This window comes from Flavobacterium sp. GSA192, assembly GCF_006386525.1.
Classification (GTDB): domain Bacteria; phylum Bacteroidota; class Bacteroidia; order Flavobacteriales; family Flavobacteriaceae; genus Flavobacterium; species Flavobacterium commune.
In genome coordinates this window covers 675,134-694,783 of sequence record NZ_VAHC01000001.1, presented here as the reverse complement: position 1 = coordinate 694,783, position 19,650 = coordinate 675,134, and the positions used below count along the sequence as shown (strand labels likewise).

Genomic DNA, 19,650 nt, shown 5'->3' with positions numbered 1-19,650 from the left:
ATTAAGCCTCCTTTTCTTTTAATTTAAAATAAGCGATTGGTAAAAAGAATACCCAAGAAAGTAACGACAAGGATAACAAGGAAAATTCAGTACTGTCAAAATTCTCAGTCACTTGAAAAGCATAAAATTGTATATCAAAAAATCGAGGTGCTGAATAAATAATTTTGGATAGTAACATAGAAAGCAAAATGCAACTAAAGAATAAAATACCCGAAATCACAACGGTTTTAACCAAAGCATATCTTTTAAAGAAAGTTGTTCCAGCAAAGAGATAAGTTCCGTAGGAGAAAAAACCAAAAATCATAAGCAGTATTTGCCAAATATCCCACAACTTACCCTCTCTGGTTACTAAAAGGCGATATTCAAAATAAGGAACTACAGCTGGATCAAAAAATTGATTTCCATTAATCATTTCTGGAATTAAAGAAGCTTTGGCTAAACGAATGGCAATCCAAAAAATCCCCAAAGCTAAAGGAATAAAAATTCCTATTCTCAATAAAAACTGCACCAAAAATTTTTCGAAAGTTGAGCCTGGAGCAAGCAAATAATTTGCGGTTTTAATTTTATCGATCAAATCAGGGAATGCAGTGCCTACAATAACCCCTACTCCCATCATAAAAAACACAAAACAAACCATATAAAGATTATTGATATTTTCAGCATAATTCATTATGCTACTTTTACTCGAACTAAGAAACCAATAGGTCAATAAATAAGTTATCAATCCTAATCCAAGAATAGCCAAAAGGTATTTTGTTCTATTAATTAACAAATCCTGCTGAAATAAACGAACAAATCGGTTGAAATTAAAATGGTTATTAAACGACATGATTTATAGATTTTAAAGTTACTTTATTGATAATGGCATTAAAAAGCAATTCAATGTCAATTTCGGTTTCTTCTAATTCATTTACTGCTGTAATGATTCGGTAACCGCCCAGGCATTTCTCTTGGTAAATTGGATTTTCTATCCCTGCTAAACTAGTCACGGTTTTAAATTGCCATTGTTTACTGATATCAAGAATCGTTTCGTTGTAAACCATCTTACCTTCGTCTAAAACCACAATGGTATCAATTATGGTTTCAATATCTTTTACCTGATGGGTTGAAATCAAAACCAATTGTTCATCAGAAACTGAGCTCACTAATATTTTTCGAAACAAACTCTTAGACGGAATATCTAAACCATTTGTGGGTTCGTCCAGAATAAGCAAACTACAATTAGTCGATAAAGCAAAAGCAATTAAGAATTTCTTGCGTTGTCCGTGCGAAAGTCCGTTCAGATTTTTTTTGGATTCTAATTCGAATTCCTGCAAAATGTGATTCATTTTTTCGTAATCGAATTTAGGATACAAAGGAGCTGTTGCCTTTATATACAAACCAATAGTTATGGAAGGAAACGAAAACTCCTCAGAAACCATATAGACATCTGACAAGAAATCAGGCAATCGATCAAAAGGTTTAAAACCATTAATGTTTAATGCTCCTATTTGAGGTTTTAGTAAGCCTGTAATTAACTTCAAAAAAGTTGATTTACCAGCTCCATTTTTCCCAAGCAGCCCTACAATGCTTCCATTGTACTGCTCAAAAGATAAATCAGTAAATAAAGCGTCCTGCTTTTTATACTGAAACGTTAAGTGTTGAATGCTTATCATAATATATTTTATTAGTGTACTAGTTTTCTAGTACACAAAAGAATAAAAAAAGTAAATACAAAACAAGTGTTTCGATAAAAAATCTTACTTATTTAAATCTAAATCTCTGAAAAAGCCATATATAGCTAGAAAAAAGCAACTAAAAAAATGTATTAATTGATATAAAAAATCAAAACCATCGCTTTCTTTTAAACAGAAACACACCAAAAAGAGACAACAAAAATGAAATAGAGATTACAATTCCTATTCCGTAAGGATTATTTTCTAAATTATTAGGCACGTTCATTCCGTATAAACTCGCAATCAAAGTAGGAATCATCAAAATTATCGAAATAGAAGTCATTTGCTTCATGATAGTATTCATATTATTCGAAATCACAGAGGCATAAGCATCCATAGTCCCTGTTAAAATGTCGCTGTAAATATTAGTGGTTTCCTGTGCCTGACGCAATTCAATTTCTACGTCTTCTAACAACTCCGGATCAAAATGTCCTCTTTGGGATTTTATATTTCGAATGCGCTGTAGCAAAATATCATTTCCTTTCAAGGATGTCATAAAGAAAACCAAGCATTTTTCTATTTGCAAAAGTGCTTGTAATTCTTCGTTTTTGATGGATTTCTCCAGATTATTTTCGGCCAGTTTGATTTTTTGATTGACTTGTTTCAAATATTTCAAATACCACACACTGGAAGACAAGAGCAACTTTAAAACCAAATCAAAATTGTCTTTGATATTAATGCGTTTTCGTTTGGTATAAGCCACAAAATCAGTAAGCATCTCCGTTTGCTGAAAACTTACCGTAACACAAATTTCTTCCTTAAACACAATACCCACAGGAATAGTTTGAAAAGGTAATTTGATATCCTGACTCTTCACCGGAATCCGCAGAATAATTAACGTCCAGCCGTTTTCTATTTCAATACGCGGTCTTTCGTCGATATCTTCGATATCATTATAGAATGCTTCGGGAATCTGAAGCTCACCAAGCAGGTATTTTTTTTCTGATTTAGTGGGACATTCCACATTAATCCAGCAGTTGGGAGTCCATGTTTCAACCTGAGTTAATCCGTCATTATTTTTATAAAATGCTCTCATTATAAAATGCTATAAAAGGGTGAATAGCATTTTGAATAATGTTTCAAATGCTATATTAAAATACTATTTCCGAATAATAATCGTCCATCGCTAAGGATTGTTTTTAAAAGTGCTGCAAAAGTATTCTTTAAATTCAGTTTCGATACGAATTCTAAAAAACTTTAAGCAATTTTTAAGACATAAAAAAAGCCCTAAACTTTCGTTCAAGGCTTTCATATAAAAACTAATTTTATTTATTTACGACTTCTGATTTTTCGGGCCAAAAGCGTATTTTTCAGTAACATTGCAATCGTCATTGGTCCTACACCACCCGGAACCGGAGTGATAAAAGATGATTTTTTACTTACACCATCAAAATCTACATCTCCTTTAATCACATATCCTTTTGAATTAGAAGCATCTTCCACACGGGTAATTCCCACATCAATAATAACTACACCGTCTTTTACCATATCAGCCTTTAAAAACTCAGGCACACCTAAAGCCGTGATAATGATATCAGCATTTTTAGTGTATTCTTCTAAATTTTTAGTTCTACTGTGCGTCAAAGTAACGGTTGAATCACCTGGATTTCCTTTACGGCTCATCAAAATACTCATTGGACGACCTACAATATGACTACGACCAATTACTACTGTATGTTTTCCTGAAGTTTCCACTTTGTAACGCTCTAACAATTCCATAATTCCAAATGGAGTAGCCGGCAAAAATGTTTCCATTTCTAAAGCCATACGCCCAAAATTTGTTGGATGAAAACCATCAACATCTTTTTGAGGGTCAATAGCTAAAAGGATTTTTTCCTCATCGATATGTTTTGGCAAAGGCAACTGAACGATATAACCATCTAAATTATCATCTTCGTTCAATTCTTTGATTTTTGCTAATAATTCTGCCTCAGTAGTTTCTTCAGGCAAAGCAACTAATGTAGAATCGAAACCTATTTGCTCGCAAGAGCGAACTTTACTCCCTACATAAGTTAAACTCGCTCCATTGCTTCCAACAATTACAGCAGCTAAGTGAGGTACTTTTTCCCCATTGGCTTTCATTTGTTGTACTTCGGCAGCGATTTCGTTTTTAATGTCTTCCGAAGTTTTTTTTCCGTCTAGTATTTGCATAAAACTGTTTATTGTTTTAGTTTATTGTTTTAGTTTATTGTTTTTAGTTTGCTTCGCCAGTTCGCTGACGCTCGTGTGTGGTTCGTAACGCTATCGCAAATCTGCCACCTGAAATCTAAAGTCTTTTATTTCATTCCAGGCATACCACCTGGCATTCCTTTCATTCCGCCCATCATTTTCATCAGGTTTTTTCCGCCTGGTCCCTGCATCATTTTCATCATTTTGCTCATTTGATCAAACTGTTTCATCAACTGATTTACCTGCTCCACTTTTGTTCCGGAACCTTTAGCAATTCTTGCTTTTCTTTTTACATCAATCAAAGCTGGTTTTTTTCTTTCTAATGGCGTCATTGAATAAATGATAGCTTCAATGTGTTTAAAAGCGTCGTCTTCAATTTCTACATCTTTCATCGCTTTTGAAGCACCTGGTATCATTCCTACCAAATCCTTCATATTACCCATTTTCTTTACTTGTTGAATTTGAGTCAGGAAATCATCAAAACCAAATTCATTCTTAGCAATTTTCTTTTGTAATTTTCTGGCTTCTTCCTCATTGAATTGCTCTTGCGCTCTTTCAACCAAAGAAACAACGTCTCCCATTCCAAGAATACGCTCCGCCATACGATCCGGATAGAAAACATCAATGGCTTCCATTTTTTCACCAGTTCCAACAAATTTAATTGGCTTATTTACTACTGATTTAATAGATAATGCAGCTCCACCACGGGTATCTCCATCTAATTTAGTCAGGATAACACCATCAAAATTTAAAATATCATTGAAAGCTTTGGCCGTATTTACCGCATCTTGTCCTGTCATCGAATCCACAACAAATAAAGTTTCCTGTGGTTTGATAGCATCGTGAACACGGGCAATTTCGTCCATCATTTCCTGATCTACAGCCAAACGTCCGGCAGTATCGACAATAACTACATTGAAACCATTAGCCTTAGCGTGTTTGATTGCATTTTGAGCAATTTCAACAGGATTTTTATTCTCCGATTCTGAATACACTTCAACACCAATCGAGTCTCCTACCACATGCAGCTGATTAATCGCCGCTGGACGGTAAATATCACAGGCTACTAAAAGTGGTTTTTTATTCTTTTTTGTTTGAAGATAATTAGCCAATTTTCCGGAAAAGGTAGTCTTTCCAGAACCTTGTAAACCGGACATCAAAATCACTGAAGGTGTTCCCTGCAAATTAACTCCGGCAACATCACCTCCCATTAATTCAGTCAACTCGTCTTTAACCAACTTCACCAACAATTGTCCTGGCTGTAAAGTAGTTAATACGTCCTGACCTATTGCTTTATCTTTTACACGAGCGGTAAAATCTTTGGCAATTTTAAAATTCACATCGGCATCAAGTAATGCTCTACGAACTTCTTTTAAGGTATCAGCAACGTTTACTTCGGTAATTTTACCGTGACCTTTTAGTATATGAAAAGCTTTATCTAATTTTTCGCTTAAATTATCGAACATAGTATTGATTTTTTTGAAGTTGCAAATATAAGATAAACGGTTAAAGTTAAAAAGTTTAAAGTTTAAAGTTTTGCTGACTAAGCTTATTTTTTTCGCTTTAGCATAAAACTAAAAAGAGGCTGGAAAAACCCAACCTCTTTCAACAAAAAAAAAATAAAAAAAACCAAGTAATTAAAGTTAATGAGTATCGGCCATTAATTTAATATATCGTATAAAATGTCAAATCAATCCCTTTTGCTATTACTAAAACCCAGCTATTAAATGACTTTATTTACAAAAATCAATTTTATTATCCGGACATCTGGATTTTTTTTACTGCTTCAGTGCAGAAAGTCCAGAATCGGAAAAAATCACTCGGACTGAAATTTTTAACAATTTCACCTTATGAGCTAAAACTACAATAAAGAACAACGATGCAAATATAAAATTATTTTTATTTATTCTAAATAAAAACATATATTTGTCGAAAATAAAAAAGAAAAAAATATTTTACATATATGCGATTAGTCGAAAGCAATTAATTATAAAACAAAAAGCCATCCGATTGGATAGCTTTTGAATAAAATTTGTGTGTTAGTTTGTTTGAAAAGAGTTGATAATCCTAGATTATCGGCTCTTTTCTTTTTATAAGTATCTTAAAAAAAGTACGCAGATAAAAATCAGACGGATCTGTAAAATCTGCGTGCTATAATTTTATTTAATCTGCCAAACAGATTATCAATTACATTCTCTCAGGAACATTAATACCTAATAAACTAAATGCAGCAGCAATAGTATCGGCTACTTTTTTAGACAATTGTACTCTGAATATTTTGGTATCCAAATCGGCTTCACCCAAAATTGGCACTGCCTGATAAAATGAATTGTATTCTTTTACCAAGTCATAAGTGTAATTCGCAACTAAAGCCGGACTGTGATTTTGTGCTGCATTCTGAATTACTTCGGGGAATAATTCCAATTGTTTTATCAATTCTTTTTCTTTTTCGTGCATTTCAACTACTGTCGATGTAACAGCAAAATCAAAATCAGCCTTTCTTATAATCGATTGGATTCGGGCATAAGTATATTGAATAAACGGCCCTGTATTTCCGGCAAAATCAACTGATTCTTCAGGGTTAAACAAAATACGTTTTTTAGGATCTACTTTTAAAATATAATATTTCAAAGCACCAAGACCAATAGTCTTGAACAATTTTGCTTTTTCTTCTTCTGAATAACCGTCTAATTTCCCTAATTCTTCAGAGATTTTTTGCGCTGTATCGGTCATTTCCTGCATCAAATCATCGGCATCCACTACAGTTCCTTCACGGGATTTCATTTTTCCCGAAGGTAAATCCACCATTCCGTATGACAAATGAAACAAATTAGCTGACCAGTCAAAACCTAATTTTTTCAAGATTAAGAACAACACTTTAAAGTGATAATCTTGCTCGTTTCCTACGGTATAAACCATTCCGCCCACATCTGGATAATCTTTTACACGCTGAATTGCCGTTCCAATATCCTGCGTCATATACACTGCTGTTCCGTCAGAACGCAAGACAATTTTTCTATCTAAACCTTCCCCCGTCAAGTCAATCCAAACCGAACCGTCAGGATCTTTTTCGAAAATCCCTTTTTCCAATCCCATTTGAACCACATCTTTTCCTAATAAATAGGTGTCACTTTCGTAATAATAAGCATCAAAATCAACACCTAATTTTTTATAAGTAGCAGCAAATCCATCATAAACCCATTGGTTCATGGTTTTCCAAAGAGCGATTACTTCTGAATCTCCGGCTTCCCATTTACGCAACATTTCCTGTGCTTCCAGTATAATAGGCGCTTGTTTTTTAGCTTCCTCTTCTGTTTTTCCTTCCGCTATTAATTGGTTAATTTCTTCTTTGTAAGCCTTATCAAAAGCCACATAGAAATTCCCAACCACCTTATCACCTTTCAATCCCGTTGACTCAGGTGTTTGATCCTGACCAAATTTTTGCCAGGCCAACATCGACTTACAAATATGAATTCCCCTATCGTTGATAATTTGGGTTTTATAAACTTTTTTACCCGATGCTTTGATAATTTCAGCAACAGCATAACCTAATAAGTTATTTCTAACGTGACCTAAATGCAAAGGTTTATTGGTATTTGGTGAAGAATATTCCACCATTACAGCCTTATCTTCAGGACTTGGAGTCACAAAACCATATTTGACATCATCTTTAATCGAATTGAAAAAATTCAAATAATGAGCATCCGAAATAACAATATTTAAAAATCCGGAAACTACATTAAATTGACGCACCTCAGCAACATTTTCAACTAAATAATTCCCTATTTTATTTCCTAATTCTACAGGATTACTCTTTATGATTTTCAACAATGGAAAAATCACCATGGTAATATCTCCTTCAAATTCCTTACGCGTGGCTTGAAATTCAATTTTTTCTACGCTTACTTCAAAAAGATTTTGAATCGCTTTGGTTATAGATGGTGTAAGAATCTGTTGTAATGACATGTAAACTTTATTTTTTAGGTTGGCAAAGATAATCCTAATTCATTAATTAGAAATAGTAAAACACACAATATATCGAATTCAATTCGATATTTTAGTCATTATCATAATAAAATGCTAAGAAAATCTCCTTTAGCTGAAAAGTTTTTACTTTTGCCTTATGTTAGCTACAATTAGAAAAAACAAAGCCCTTCGCTTATTTTGTGCTTTTATGGCACTCTATCTACTCAATTGTAGTGTTGACACCAGTGACATAACTCCCAATTACATTCCCGAAGATTTAGGTTTTAACGAGCAGGAAACGATTATCGAAATTGTTGTCGAAAAGGTTTTGGGCTTTGAAAATGCAATCCCTGAAAATGAAGATCCGGACAGCGAAAATCATAGAATTTTCAAAAAAACAATTTCGGTGGCTTTTTATATTTTACCTGATTTTGACAGCAAAATCAAAGAAATCAAATTCGATAAAAATCCCGTGAACAATCGATTTAATAAAACCGATGTACTGAAAACCTATTTCGAAATTCACTCTCCTCCTCCCGAAGTTTAGTCTGTTTTTTTTTAGTCTTTATTCGATTTTGTTTCTTTTCCAAGAAACAAAACGCATTTACACATCACAAAATCAAACAATTAAACATGAAGAATAATAGTTTAAAAACAGCTTTTTTCACAACAATTACAATGTTGTGGATGACTCAAAATACCAAAGCTCAAACAGAAAAAGAGCAAAGAAACAGTATTATTGACAGTCTTTACATTCAGGAAACAGAAAACAAACACCAGCGATCTAAGGTTTTACATGCCGAACCGCTTTACATTGATTTAATACGGGATCTTGGTGCCCGAAAAGGAGAAAGAGAATGGAATGTAGGTCTTGGACTTACCGATAAAAACAAATACGACGAATATATAGCTCTAGTAGAATATGAATGGGCTCCCATTGACCGTTTAGGGCTTGAAGTCGAATTGCCTTTTACTTTTTATCCTTCTGCCAACGCTACTACTCCGGGCAGTAAACTCAACGGACTGAAATTAGCTACTCAATATTCCTTTTTTGTATCCGAAAAACTAAAAACATCAATGGCTATTGGATATATTCACGAATTTGGGCTCACTTCCTTTAACAGCTATGGCAATGAAAAACTATTTACCGGAAACACCTATAATCCGTTTTTTATAGTGGCTAAACGCTGGGGAAACAATTTTCATACTCTTTTATATACCGGGCCATCCATAGAACATCATTTTGAAACTAATAGTACTCATACTACATGGCAAATCAACAGCAATTTCCATTATATGATTCCCGGAACTAGAAATTTTATTGGAATTGAATTCAACAAAGAAATACAACCCAAAGATTTTGACATTACTATAAGACCTCAGATGAGAGTAGAAATCACAGAGCATCTTTTAGTGGGCATCGTTACAGGAATTCCTGTTAACAGAGAAAACGAGCGATTTAGTTCGTTCTTGCGATTAATTTACGAACCCAAACATTAAGCAAAAAATCCCAACTTTGAAAAACTCAAAATTGGGATTTTCTTTTTAAAAACAAACTATTTTTCTGCCTTCCATCTCCCATCTTCCATCTCCCATCTTCTAACTTCCATCTTCTAACTTCCATCTTCTAACTTCTAACTTCACAACCTACCACTTAATAATAGCACTTGCCCAGGTAAATCCGCTACCAAAGGCCGCTAAAACTACAGTATCTCCTGATTTAATTTTCCCTTGTTCCCAGGCTTCGGTCAATGCAATAGGAATCGAAGCTGCAGTAGTATTACCGTATTTTTGCACATTATTATGAACCTGATTGTCATTCAAATTGAATTTCTTCTGAATATACTGAGAAATCCTCAAATTAGCCTGATGCGGAATTAGCATATCAATATCAGCAACCGATAAATTATTGGTTTCCAAAGCTTCGTTAATAACTTCTGTAAAACGGACTACAGCGTTTTTAAACACAAATTGTCCGTTCATATAAGGAAAATAACTCTCGTCATCAGCATTAGTATCGGCTAGAATATCCGTCACCCAACGTCCGCCCATTCCCGGAGCTTTTAAAACCAATTCTTCGGCATGAATTCCCTCTGAATGCAAATGAGTCGAAAGAATCCCTTTCGACAAATCTTCTTCTCTGCTTAACACCGCTGCACCAGCTCCGTCACCAAAAATTACCGAAACACCGCGTCCGCGGGTAGTCATGTCTAATCCTGCAGAATGTACTTCGGAACCTATGACCAAAACATTTTTATACATACCTGTTTTAATGTATTGATCGGCTACCGAAAGCGCATACACAAATCCCGAACACTGATTTCTGACATCTAAGGCACCTACGGTTTTCAATCCCAAATCTCTTTGTACTAAAACTCCCGGTCCCGGAAAATAGTAATCAGGGCTTAAGGTAGCAAAAACAATAAAATCAATATCCGCTTTGGCAATTCCGGAACGTTCAATAGCAATTTGAGCTGCTTTTACCCCCATTGAAGTAGTGGTATCTTTTCCTTTTTCGATATGTCGGCGCTCCTGAATTCCGGTTCTTTCCTGAATCCATTCGTCATTAGTATCCATAATTTTTGACAAATCGTCATTAGTAACCACATTGGAAGGTACATAAAAGCCCAAGCCCGAAATTTTTGAATGATACATATTTTAGTTTTTAATAACGTCTACTATAAATGTAATAAAAAAACCAGTCTAAAAACTGGTTTTCTCTATTCAATTCTGCTTATTTTAATTAAGCTGTCTGATCCTCTACAACTGCATCAGCTGCATTTTTCTTTACGGATTCAATACCGTTTTCCATGGATGCAAGCGATTCATACATTTCGCTATTACCAATAATCTGACCATTACTGGCTTTTAAATTAAAATAAAATTTGCCGTTTGAAGATTCTTTACGGTCAAATCGACCGTCTTCCTGAGCATTTTTCCTAACCGATTCAATTCCGTTTTCACAAGCGGCTTTGGTTGAATAACCTTCGCTTGCCAAAATGGTCTGACCATTACCCGCTTTCAGATTAAACTGAAATTCGCCATTAACTCTTTTTGTAATTACAAATTTTCCCATTCTTAATTATCTTTTTAATTAATAATCATCTAAAAATCAGAACCTCTACAAGAATTCATCTGATTAGTTAAGCTAAAAATAATAAAAAATTAAACGGAAAACTTTAATTAAATATTAAAATTCAAACAAACTACGGTATCAGTTGCTAATGCTGAGTTGTGTTCGAAAAAAATAACTTTTCTGTTAAAAACCGCTTTTATAAGATAATGACTTCCCTTAAAATAAGATTGCTTGACCAATACATTCATCACTCCGTTTTCGGTTACTTTTAACTGATGCGGATACAGCAAAACCAATTCGTCTTCACCTTCCACATTGATCAATTGGGACAATCTCAATTCATTTACTTCACCAAAAAGAGAAGCCACATACTTATTTATTGGATTGTTGTACAAATCATGTGAATTGGCTTTGGCTAACATTTTTCCGTTTTGCAACACAATAGTTTCATCGGCAAAAGAAAGCGCATCGGTACTATCATGTGTAGCAACAATAACCGTAATTCCCTGTGCTTTTAAGTAAGCAAACAAATTGCGACGCAGTGCATTTTTCCTGAAATTATCAATATGGCTAAAAGGTTCATCAAGCAATAAAACTTCGGGTTCTAAGGCTAAAACCCTGGCCAGCGCCACACGTTGCTGCTGCCCGCCACTCAGGTATTTTGCCTTTACATCGGCATATTCGGTCATTTCTACAATTTCCAATAATTCCTGAATGCGTGCTTTTTTCTTTTCAGGAAAAATATTCGACAAATATTTCCCCACATTTTCAGCTACCGTAATATAAGGCATCAGATCAAAATCCTGCGACAAGTATTTCATAAATGGCATTCCGGGAACCAGATTAAAACTCGTGCCTAAAACCTCGGTTTCATTCCAAAAAATCTTCCCTTCGTTTAAATCATACAACCCATAAATCAATTTCAACAAAGTACTTTTACCACAACCACTTTCGCCAATTACAGCAATATTTTGTCCTTTTTTTACAGAGAAATGAATGTTTTGAACCACTGGTTTTTCGGTATAACCAAAGGAGATATTTTGAACTTGAAGCATTTTTAAAAGAATGTTTTTTTGAGATTGCAAAGATAGATTTCTTTGGTATAAAAAAAGAGGAGAATTTAGAAATATCTATAAAAAAATCAGCCTCGGACAACATCCATTTAACGGATAAAAAACAGATTTTATTTTCATAATAAAAATTCCGTCAGGGCAGCGCTTAAGAAGGATTTTTTTAAATTACCACAGATTCGCAGATTGTTTTATAATAATCAGCGAATCTGCGGTAAAAAACAAAAAAAACCGCTTCGCTATAATAACGAAACGGCTCTTGATATTTTAAAAAAACTAAAAACTACTTTCCAGCTTCTTTTTCAGCGTCAGCTTTCATTTTAGCATTGGCAACAATCGCAAATTCTACACGACGGTTTTGAGCTCTTCCTTCAACAGTTCCATTATCTGCAATTGGATCAGCAATTCCCATCCCCTGAATAGTAAATCTGCTTGCTAAAATTCCTTTGCTTGCTAAATAATTTTTAACCGATGTAGCACGCTCACCTGAAAGTTTCAGGTTGTAATCAGCCGGTCCTGTACTGTCAGTATATCCAAAAATAGTAATATCAGTATCCGGATATTCATTGAAAACAGTTACTAACTTGTCTAAATTTGCTTTTGCAGCCGCTGTCAAAGTTGATTTATTCGTATCAAAACGAATCGCATTTTCATTTAAAACTAATTTGATTCCTTCACCTACACGCTCTACGTCAGCACCCGGAATAGCCTGATCAATTTGACGGGCTTGTTTGTCCATTTTATTACCAATAACACCACCGGCAACTCCACCTACAACACCACCAATAACTGCTCCCATAGCTCCTTTTCCACCTTTTCCAAGGTTGTTCCCAAGGATTCCTCCAAGGATAGCTCCACCGGCAGCTCCAATAGCAGCTCCTCTTTGCGTTTTATTTGTATTTTTTACGGCCTCACAGCTTGTGAAAAGCGAACCTAAAACCATCACAAAAGCTAATGCTAGTACTGATATATTTTTCATAATTATTTTTTTTTTTGTTATTTATTAAACTTCTTAGGATTAATTCACACGTTGAAACTGGTAAACTACAGCTGTTAATTTTCCGCCCACATCAATTCTATCTACTAATTGGAAAGAACTTTCTGTTTGATTAGCTACCTGCAAAACGTAACCATCTCTCACCTTTCTGGCTTTTTCACCAGCATCTAAAATTTTCAATACAAATTCTCCATTAGAATTCACAAACCAGGTAATAGGCGAACTAAAAACAGGACAATCGTACTTAGTCAAAGCCATTGTTCCCTTGTTGTTATTAGAAACAAACTTCCAGGTACTTCCTTCAAAACATTTTGAATCGGCTAATTGAAAAGAATTTACCTTAATGTACTCTGAACCCGGATAAGAAACAGAACTAATAACCCAATTTCCTTTAATCCCGGTTTGAATCCCCCTGTCTAATTTAGTGGCAGTAACTGAAGATGTTTTACAAGAAAACAACGCTAATGCAATTGCTGTAACAAAAAATATTTTTTTCATCGTTTATCATTTTTAATATTAAACTTAGGCAAAGATACAATCTAACTTACGGATTTTATTTCAAAATGATATTATTTTATTACAAAATTTACGAGTAAGACATTTTGTCACCCCGAATCGAATTGGTACTTTATTTGAATAGGCTGTAACCGATTGTAAAACACTATTAAAAAATTTTAAATATGACAACTGGAAAAATTAATGTTTCGGTGGAAAATATCTTTCCGCTAATTAAAAAGTTCTTATACAGCGATCACGAGATCTTTTTACGTGAGTTAATTTCAAATGGAACAGATGCAACATTAAAATTAAAACACCTGACTAACATCGGTGAGGCCAAAGTAGAATATGGCAATCCAATTCTTGAAGTAAAGATTGACAAAGAGGGTAAAAAACTGCACATTATTGACCAGGGTATCGGTATGACAGCCGACGAGGTGGAGAAATACATCAACCAACTGGCTTTTTCAGGTGCCGAAGAATTCCTTGAAAAATACAAAGACAGCGCTAAAGATTCAGGAATTATTGGTCATTTTGGTCTTGGTTTCTACTCGGCTTTTATGGTCGCTTCTAAGGTGGAAATTATCACTAAATCATACAAAGACGAACCGGCAGCTCACTGGATTTGTGACGGAAGTCCTGAATTCTCTCTGGAACCAGCTGACAAAACCGATCGTGGTACTGAAATCATCCTTCATATTGCCGAAGATTCATTAGAATTTTTAGAAGATTCAAAAATCAGTGGATTATTGAATAAATACAACAAGTTCATGCCTATTCCAATTAAATTTGGAACAAGAACTGAAACACTTCCTAAGCCGGAAGATGCTCCTGAAGATTACGTAAACGAAACGGTTGAAGTTGACAACATTATCAACAACCCAAATCCAGCCTGGACTAAACAACCAACTGATTTAACTGACGAGGATTACAAAACCTTCTACCACGAATTGTATCCAATGCAATTTGAAGAGCCATTGTTCAACATTCACTTAAATGTAGATTATCCGTTCAACCTTACCGGAATTTTGTATTTCCCTAAATTAGGTTCGGATATGCAAATTCAAAAGGACAAAATCCAATTGTACCAAAATCAGGTTTTTGTTACCGATAATGTTGAAGGAATTGTTCCTGAATTCCTAATGATGCTTCGCGGAGTGGTGGATTCTCCGGATATTCCGTTGAATGTTTCCCGTTCAGGATTGCAGGCAGATGGTGCAGTGAAGAAAATTTCGAACTACATCACCCGTAAAGTAGCCGATAAACTAAAATCATTATTCAACGAAAACCGTGAGGATTTTGAATCAAAATGGAACGACATCAAAATCGTTTTGGAATACGGAATGCTTTCGGAAGATAAATTCTACGAAAAAGCGGGCGCTTTTGTATTGTACCCAACGGTAAACGACAAATATTTTACCCTTGACGAATTAAAAGAAAACCTAAAAGACAAGCAAACCGACAAAGACGGAAAACTGGTTATTCTTTACGCCGGAAACAAAGAAGCACAACACGCTTACATTGAAACTGCCGAGGCTAAAGGATACGAAGTATTGCTTTTAGATTCGCCAATTATCTCGCACTTGATTCAAAAATTAGAAAACGACAATAAAGATTTAACTTTTGTTCGTGTGGATTCAGATCATATTGATAACCTAATCAAGAAAGACGAAACTACAATTTCTAAACTTTCTGATGAAGAAAAAGAAAGTCTGAAAACTTCTTTAGAGTCCTTTGTCCCAAAAACATATACTGTTCAACTAGAATCTTTAGACAGTCAGGCAGCACCATTTATCATCACGCAACCGGAATTCATGCGTAGAATGAAAGAAATGAGCCAAACCGGTGGTGGCGGAATGTTCGGAATGGGCAACATGCCGGAAATGTACAATTTAGTGGTAAATACTAATTCGCCTTTGGCATCCACTATTTTAAGCACCGAAGACAAAACAGCTCAGGAAAGCTTAGTAAAACAAGCTTTAGATTTGGCTAAACTATCGCAAAACCTATTAAAAGGAGAAGCCTTAACTGCTTTTGTAAAACGTAGTTTTGAGATGATTAAATAATTTTTTTGGTTGTTCGTTAATTCGTTTGACTAATGAAATACAAATCCTGCTGGTACAAACTGGCAGGATTTTTTTGTTTACAAACAAATCACAAAAATAATTTGTAAGAATATTTTAATATATTTAAAAATAGACAAGTTAGTAATATCTTGTAGAAACTAAATAAAACCTAAATAATGGAAAAAATAATTTCAATATTAATTTGCTTAATACTTATTTCTTGTGATTTTGAAAAAAAGAAAAGTAAAAGCAAGTTTGACAATATTTCAGAAAAAGATACTACTTGTTTAAATGGTATTAAAGAAGCAAAAAAGGATATTCAAAAAGGCAAATTAGTCTATTGTTATACAATGGGTGGTCTCTTGTATAAAGGTTTACGCTCGGAAAAAGAACTCACTGTACTCTTAAAGCAAAATAACATTGAATTTAAAGGTGTTGTAGTTTCTGATGTTCAATATGAAAACCAGACACATTGTTATTGCCCCTATATGGAAGGAAAGATTATCGAAAAATACGGAAAAAAGTTTACAGACTCATTACTAAACATTGCAGATGAAAAATACTTAATGAATCATATTAATGATACAATGTATTTTGGAGATTGTGATAAATGGCCAAATTATCCGAATGATAAAGAAGATAGTAATGATGAATATAGTATAGTCTTACAAAATGAATTAGCAAAAAAAATAACTTATCCAAAAGGCTACATAAAAATAAAAAATAAAACATATAAGGATACAGCCTTTGTAGACATTAGGTTTTATGTTAACAAAAAAGGTGAATCAAAAATATTAAGTTTTTGGTTCGTCTTTGATTTAAAAACCAATCACAATTTTAAAAGAGAATTAGAAGCTGAAATCAAAAAATATATAAAAACTGAAAATTGGACACCTGCTCAAATAAGAGGAGTTAATATGAATTCAGATATGAATCTTAGATTCCATTTAAAATGATAAAAATCAACAACTTGGATTTGCAATCTATGCCCACAAAGATGAGCAACTTTGCCGAGTTACTGGATGAGATTGCTTCGCTATCGCTCGCAATGACATACTAGAGGGTTTAAGTCATTGCGAGCGATAGCGAAGCAATCTCACTAAAAGAGTAAATCTAGTATGTAAAATACAATTACATCGCTAGCCGCTCAATAAAACTAAAAAAGATGAAACCAGGATTTGTCTATATCATTACCAATAAATACCAAACGGTAGTTTATGTTGGTGTAACATCAAATCTTCCACAAAGAATTTTAGAACATAAAAACAAGAAATACCCAACATCCTTTTCAGCCCGGTACGATGTAAGCATATTAGTTTATTATGAGCAATTTCAATGGATTGAAGATGCTATAGCTCGGGAAAAACAAATAAAAGCGGGTTCTAGAGATGCCAAAAACAAATTGATTCGATCTATCAATCCAACATGGAAAAATTTATTTGACGAAATTAAAGATATAATGACTGAATAATACTTATTTATAAATTTAAAACCATGTTCACAACAATAAACAACTTTGCCGAGTTACTCGATAAGATTGCTTCGTTCCTCGCAATGACAAAATTGTGGATCATTATATAAATAACACCATGCACGAAAAACCAACATTATATTTTAAAAATGCTTCCGAATGGAGAGCCTGGCTACATGAAAACCACAGTAGTTACAAGGCGGTCAATTTAATTTTTTATAGAGTAGCACACGAGGCAGAAAGTATGCGTTGGGAAGAAGCGGTAAAAGTCGCTATCTGTTATGGCTGGATTGATTCAACAGTTAGAAAACTGGATGAACACCGCAGACAACAGCTTTTTACTCCCAGAAAAGACAAAAGTATTTGGAGCAAAATAAACAAAGGGTATATCGAAGATTTAATTGCTGCCAATTTAATGCACGAAAGCGGTTTGAAAAAAATTGAAACGGCTAAGAAAAATGGTTCTTGGGAGAGTTTAGATGCAATCGAAAACCTAGAAATCCCGGAAGACTTACAACAGGCTTTTGCTGAAAACCCAGTTGCTTTTTCTAATTATGAAGCCTTCAGTAAATCCTATAAAAAAAATTATTTATATTGGGTAAGCCAAGCTAAACGTCAAGAAACAAGACAATCCAGAATCAGTCAAGTCATCGATTTGTGCGAACGAAATTGTAAAATGAGATAGAATTACTTAATTGTACATCTGCCAGTCTGAGCTTGTCGAAGACCTCGTTAAAACAACACTTCGACAAAGCTAGTATCACAACAAAAACAATCATCACTATGGAAAAGAAATTGTCATCATCAGAATCCGAAGCACTTTTAAAAACACTGAAAGAACGATTTGAAAAAAACCAAAATCGTCATGAAGGTTTGGAATGGGATAAAGTTCAAGTTAAATTGGAAGCAAATCCTGAAAAATTATGGTCACTGAACGAAATGGAAAGAACAGGCGGCGAACCCGATGTTGTCCATTATGATAAAACCACAGACGAATATACATTTTATGATTGCGCTGCCGAAAGTCCTAAAGAACGTAGAAGTCTTTGTTATGACCGTCAGGCATTGGATGCCAGAAAAGAAAACAAACCTAAAAACAGCGTTATTGATTTAGCTACCGCTATGGGAATTTCACTTTTATCAGAAGAACAATACCGTGAGTTACAAAAATTAGGAAAATTCGATACCAAAACATCAAGCTGGATTGAAACTCCTGCCGAAATCAGAAAATTAGGCGGAGCTATTTTTGCTGATTTCCGTTACGGAACCGTATTTGTATATCACAATGGTGCTGAATCCTATTATGCTGCCAGAGGATTTCGCGGAGCGTTAAAAGTTTAAATTATTCAAGTCTTACTAACAAATAAACCCAAGTAAAATGATGTTTACATTAATTGGAATGAGTTTGCTTTTTATCGCCATCGGATTTATTGTAAACGAGCATAATGCCAAATACCTGCTTTCAGGATACAATACGATGAGTGAAGAAGAGCAAAAGAAAGTAAACATTAAAGCTTACATTCAGTATTTTAGAAAATTTCATCTCTTTCTAGGCATTTCATTTTTCCCGATTGGAACCTTATTGACTTATTTTATTGATGAAAATGCTACTGGAGTTTTTATTGGAATCTACCCTATTTTAGCCTACACTTTTTTTATTGCCACTAGCTTTAAATATTTTAACTCCAAAAAAAACAAAATTGGAGTTTTTATTCTTTTGGGAGCTTTAATTCTGATTATTGGATTTCTTGGGCGAGACCTTCAGGAAAACAAAATGTTTATCAATTCTGAAACTATTGAATTTCAAGGCAGTTATGGTGAAATTGTACCTTTAAAAACCATAAAAAGTATCGAATTAGTTAGTGACAAACCAAAAATCACTCTAAGAACCAATGGTTTTTCTCTTGGAAGCGTTAAAAAAGGCTATTTCAAAACCGATAAAGGCGAAATTGTGAAACTGATTTTAAACGGGGATAACAAGCCCTATATTCTTCTCACAAAATTAGACGGAAAGAAAATTTATTACTCTGCAAAAGAAGAATCGAATGAGAAATTATTTGAGGAAATTAAATCTACACCTGCCAAATAAGTAAAATCCGTCTCGTTTTTTAAAACAAGACGGATTTTAGCGATCTTCAAAAATATTAAAGACCTAATCGCACGCTGGGGGTACGTACACCTATTTGAGTATTGATTCTGGCACCGCTGGCTGGAGTTCTCTGATAATAAGTCGGTTGATTGTATTGGTAATAATAAAATCGGGCGTGGGTATAAAAATAATCATCATGATGACAATGCCTGTCACAATGATAATAATGTTCGGAATAAACATCTTTCTTGCTGGCAATATAGGCGCGATAAGCTTTTCGATCTCTTTCCTTCAGCTCTTTTTCATAGGCTTTTTGTTCTTTCCAAAAAGCTTTTTCCTCAGCCTTGGTTTTAGCCTCAAAGCGCAATTCATATTGAGCGTCTTCTGCACCTCTTTTTTGATAATAGGAAAGTTTATCAGAGCTATTACTCACACTTACTCTACTTTCCACTCTGGCTTCCTGCGCGTATGTAATTGTCATTGTTCCTAAAAAAAGCAATGCAAATACTGTTTTTATCGTTTTCATAATTTTC

At 34.2% G+C, this 19,650-nt stretch carries 20 protein-coding genes; 8 read left to right on the top strand and 12 right to left on the bottom strand.

Features of this window, described 5'->3' with window-relative positions:
- Position 1 precedes the first annotated feature (1 nt).
- From FDM27_RS02980 to argS, 6 genes are all read right to left on the bottom strand, one after another.
- Positions 2 to 829 (bottom strand): hypothetical protein, encoded by an 828-nt coding sequence (locus FDM27_RS02980; protein ID WP_140485120.1) that lies wholly within the window; start codon positions 827 to 829, stop codon positions 2 to 4.
- On the bottom strand, positions 819 to 1,655 hold the full coding sequence (locus FDM27_RS02975) for an ATP-binding cassette domain-containing protein (RefSeq protein WP_071185262.1): 837 nt from the start codon (positions 1,653 to 1,655) through the stop codon (positions 819 to 821). Before FDM27_RS02975 ends, FDM27_RS02980 begins: the two co-directional genes overlap by 11 nt.
- Positions 1,656 to 1,824: 169 nt before the next feature.
- Positions 1,825 to 2,751: a magnesium transporter CorA family protein gene (locus tag FDM27_RS02970; RefSeq protein WP_140485119.1), complete on the bottom strand. Its 927-nt coding sequence runs from the start codon at positions 2,749 to 2,751 to the stop codon at positions 1,825 to 1,827.
- A 233-nt stretch (positions 2,752 to 2,984) separates the two neighbouring features.
- Positions 2,985 to 3,866, bottom strand: coding sequence for a bifunctional 5,10-methylenetetrahydrofolate dehydrogenase/5,10-methenyltetrahydrofolate cyclohydrolase (locus FDM27_RS02965; RefSeq protein ID WP_140485118.1), 882 nt, complete (start codon positions 3,864 to 3,866; stop codon positions 2,985 to 2,987).
- A gap of 125 nt (positions 3,867 to 3,991) precedes the next feature.
- Positions 3,992 to 5,350, bottom strand: a complete 1,359-nt coding sequence (gene ffh, locus FDM27_RS02960; RefSeq protein WP_140485117.1) for a signal recognition particle protein — start codon at positions 5,348 to 5,350, stop codon at positions 3,992 to 3,994.
- A 721-nt stretch (positions 5,351 to 6,071) separates the two neighbouring features.
- The gene (gene argS / locus FDM27_RS02955) at positions 6,072 to 7,850 is read right to left on the bottom strand and encodes an arginine--tRNA ligase (RefSeq protein WP_140485116.1); all 1,779 of its coding nucleotides are present in this window, start codon (positions 7,848 to 7,850) and stop codon (positions 6,072 to 6,074) included.
- Positions 7,851 to 8,058: 208 nt separating this feature from the next.
- Between argS and FDM27_RS02950 the strand changes: the two genes are divergently transcribed.
- Both FDM27_RS02950 and FDM27_RS02945 read left to right on the top strand, forming a co-directional pair.
- Positions 8,059 to 8,397 (top strand): hypothetical protein, encoded by a 339-nt coding sequence (locus tag FDM27_RS02950; protein WP_140485115.1) that lies wholly within the window; start codon positions 8,059 to 8,061, stop codon positions 8,395 to 8,397.
- Between the two features lie 140 nt (positions 8,398 to 8,537).
- Positions 8,538 to 9,350, top strand: coding sequence for an HAEPLYID family protein (locus FDM27_RS02945; RefSeq protein WP_140485299.1), 813 nt, complete (start codon positions 8,538 to 8,540; stop codon positions 9,348 to 9,350).
- Between the two features lie 147 nt (positions 9,351 to 9,497).
- Here the strand turns inward: FDM27_RS02945 and FDM27_RS02940 are convergent, their stop codons facing one another.
- The 5 genes from FDM27_RS02940 to FDM27_RS02920 form a co-directional block, all read right to left on the bottom strand.
- Positions 9,498 to 10,505: a 3-oxoacyl-ACP synthase III family protein gene (locus FDM27_RS02940; RefSeq protein ID WP_140485114.1), complete on the bottom strand. Its 1,008-nt coding sequence runs from the start codon at positions 10,503 to 10,505 to the stop codon at positions 9,498 to 9,500.
- Positions 10,506 to 10,593: 88 nt separating this feature from the next.
- Entirely contained in the window at positions 10,594 to 10,926 is a 333-nt protein-coding gene (locus FDM27_RS02935) for a YegP family protein (RefSeq protein ID WP_140485113.1), read from the bottom strand.
- A gap of 107 nt (positions 10,927 to 11,033) precedes the next feature.
- Positions 11,034 to 11,981 (bottom strand): ABC transporter ATP-binding protein, encoded by a 948-nt coding sequence (locus tag FDM27_RS02930; RefSeq protein ID WP_140485112.1) that lies wholly within the window; start codon positions 11,979 to 11,981, stop codon positions 11,034 to 11,036.
- A 298-nt stretch (positions 11,982 to 12,279) separates the two neighbouring features.
- The gene (locus FDM27_RS02925; RefSeq protein WP_071185252.1) at positions 12,280 to 12,975 is read right to left on the bottom strand and encodes an OmpA family protein; all 696 of its coding nucleotides are present in this window, start codon (positions 12,973 to 12,975) and stop codon (positions 12,280 to 12,282) included.
- 39 nt (positions 12,976 to 13,014) lie between these two features.
- Positions 13,015 to 13,491: a lipocalin family protein gene (locus tag FDM27_RS02920; protein ID WP_071185251.1), complete on the bottom strand. Its 477-nt coding sequence runs from the start codon at positions 13,489 to 13,491 to the stop codon at positions 13,015 to 13,017.
- A 182-nt stretch (positions 13,492 to 13,673) separates the two neighbouring features.
- Here FDM27_RS02920 and htpG point away from each other — a divergent pair, with 182 nt between their 5' ends.
- The 6 genes from htpG to FDM27_RS02890 all read left to right on the top strand — a co-directional run bounded on the left by htpG (position 13,674) and on the right by FDM27_RS02890 (position 19,117).
- Positions 13,674 to 15,557: a molecular chaperone HtpG gene (gene htpG, locus FDM27_RS02915; RefSeq protein WP_140485111.1), complete on the top strand. Its 1,884-nt coding sequence runs from the start codon at positions 13,674 to 13,676 to the stop codon at positions 15,555 to 15,557.
- 176 nt (positions 15,558 to 15,733) lie between these two features.
- Entirely contained in the window at positions 15,734 to 16,513 is a 780-nt protein-coding gene (locus tag FDM27_RS02910; protein ID WP_140485110.1) for a hypothetical protein, read from the top strand.
- A gap of 209 nt (positions 16,514 to 16,722) precedes the next feature.
- On the top strand, positions 16,723 to 17,028 hold the full coding sequence (locus FDM27_RS02905; protein ID WP_140485109.1) for a GIY-YIG nuclease family protein: 306 nt from the start codon (positions 16,723 to 16,725) through the stop codon (positions 17,026 to 17,028).
- A 94-nt stretch (positions 17,029 to 17,122) separates the two neighbouring features.
- On the top strand, positions 17,123 to 17,713 hold the full coding sequence (locus FDM27_RS02900; RefSeq protein ID WP_317133607.1) for a YdeI/OmpD-associated family protein: 591 nt from the start codon (positions 17,123 to 17,125) through the stop codon (positions 17,711 to 17,713).
- A 98-nt stretch (positions 17,714 to 17,811) separates the two neighbouring features.
- Positions 17,812 to 18,369 (top strand): DUF4256 domain-containing protein, encoded by a 558-nt coding sequence (locus FDM27_RS02895; protein ID WP_140485108.1) that lies wholly within the window; start codon positions 17,812 to 17,814, stop codon positions 18,367 to 18,369.
- A 37-nt stretch (positions 18,370 to 18,406) separates the two neighbouring features.
- Positions 18,407 to 19,117 carry a DUF3784 domain-containing protein gene (locus FDM27_RS02890; protein WP_140485107.1) on the top strand — a complete coding sequence of 237 codons (711 nt, stop codon included), beginning with the start codon at positions 18,407 to 18,409 and terminating at the stop codon, positions 19,115 to 19,117.
- Positions 19,118 to 19,172: 55 nt separating this feature from the next.
- On the opposite strand, the gene FDM27_RS02885 is transcribed toward FDM27_RS02890, so the two are convergent.
- Entirely contained in the window at positions 19,173 to 19,643 is a 471-nt protein-coding gene (locus FDM27_RS02885; RefSeq protein WP_140485106.1) for a hypothetical protein, read from the bottom strand.
- Positions 19,644 to 19,650: the final 7 nt, after the last annotated feature.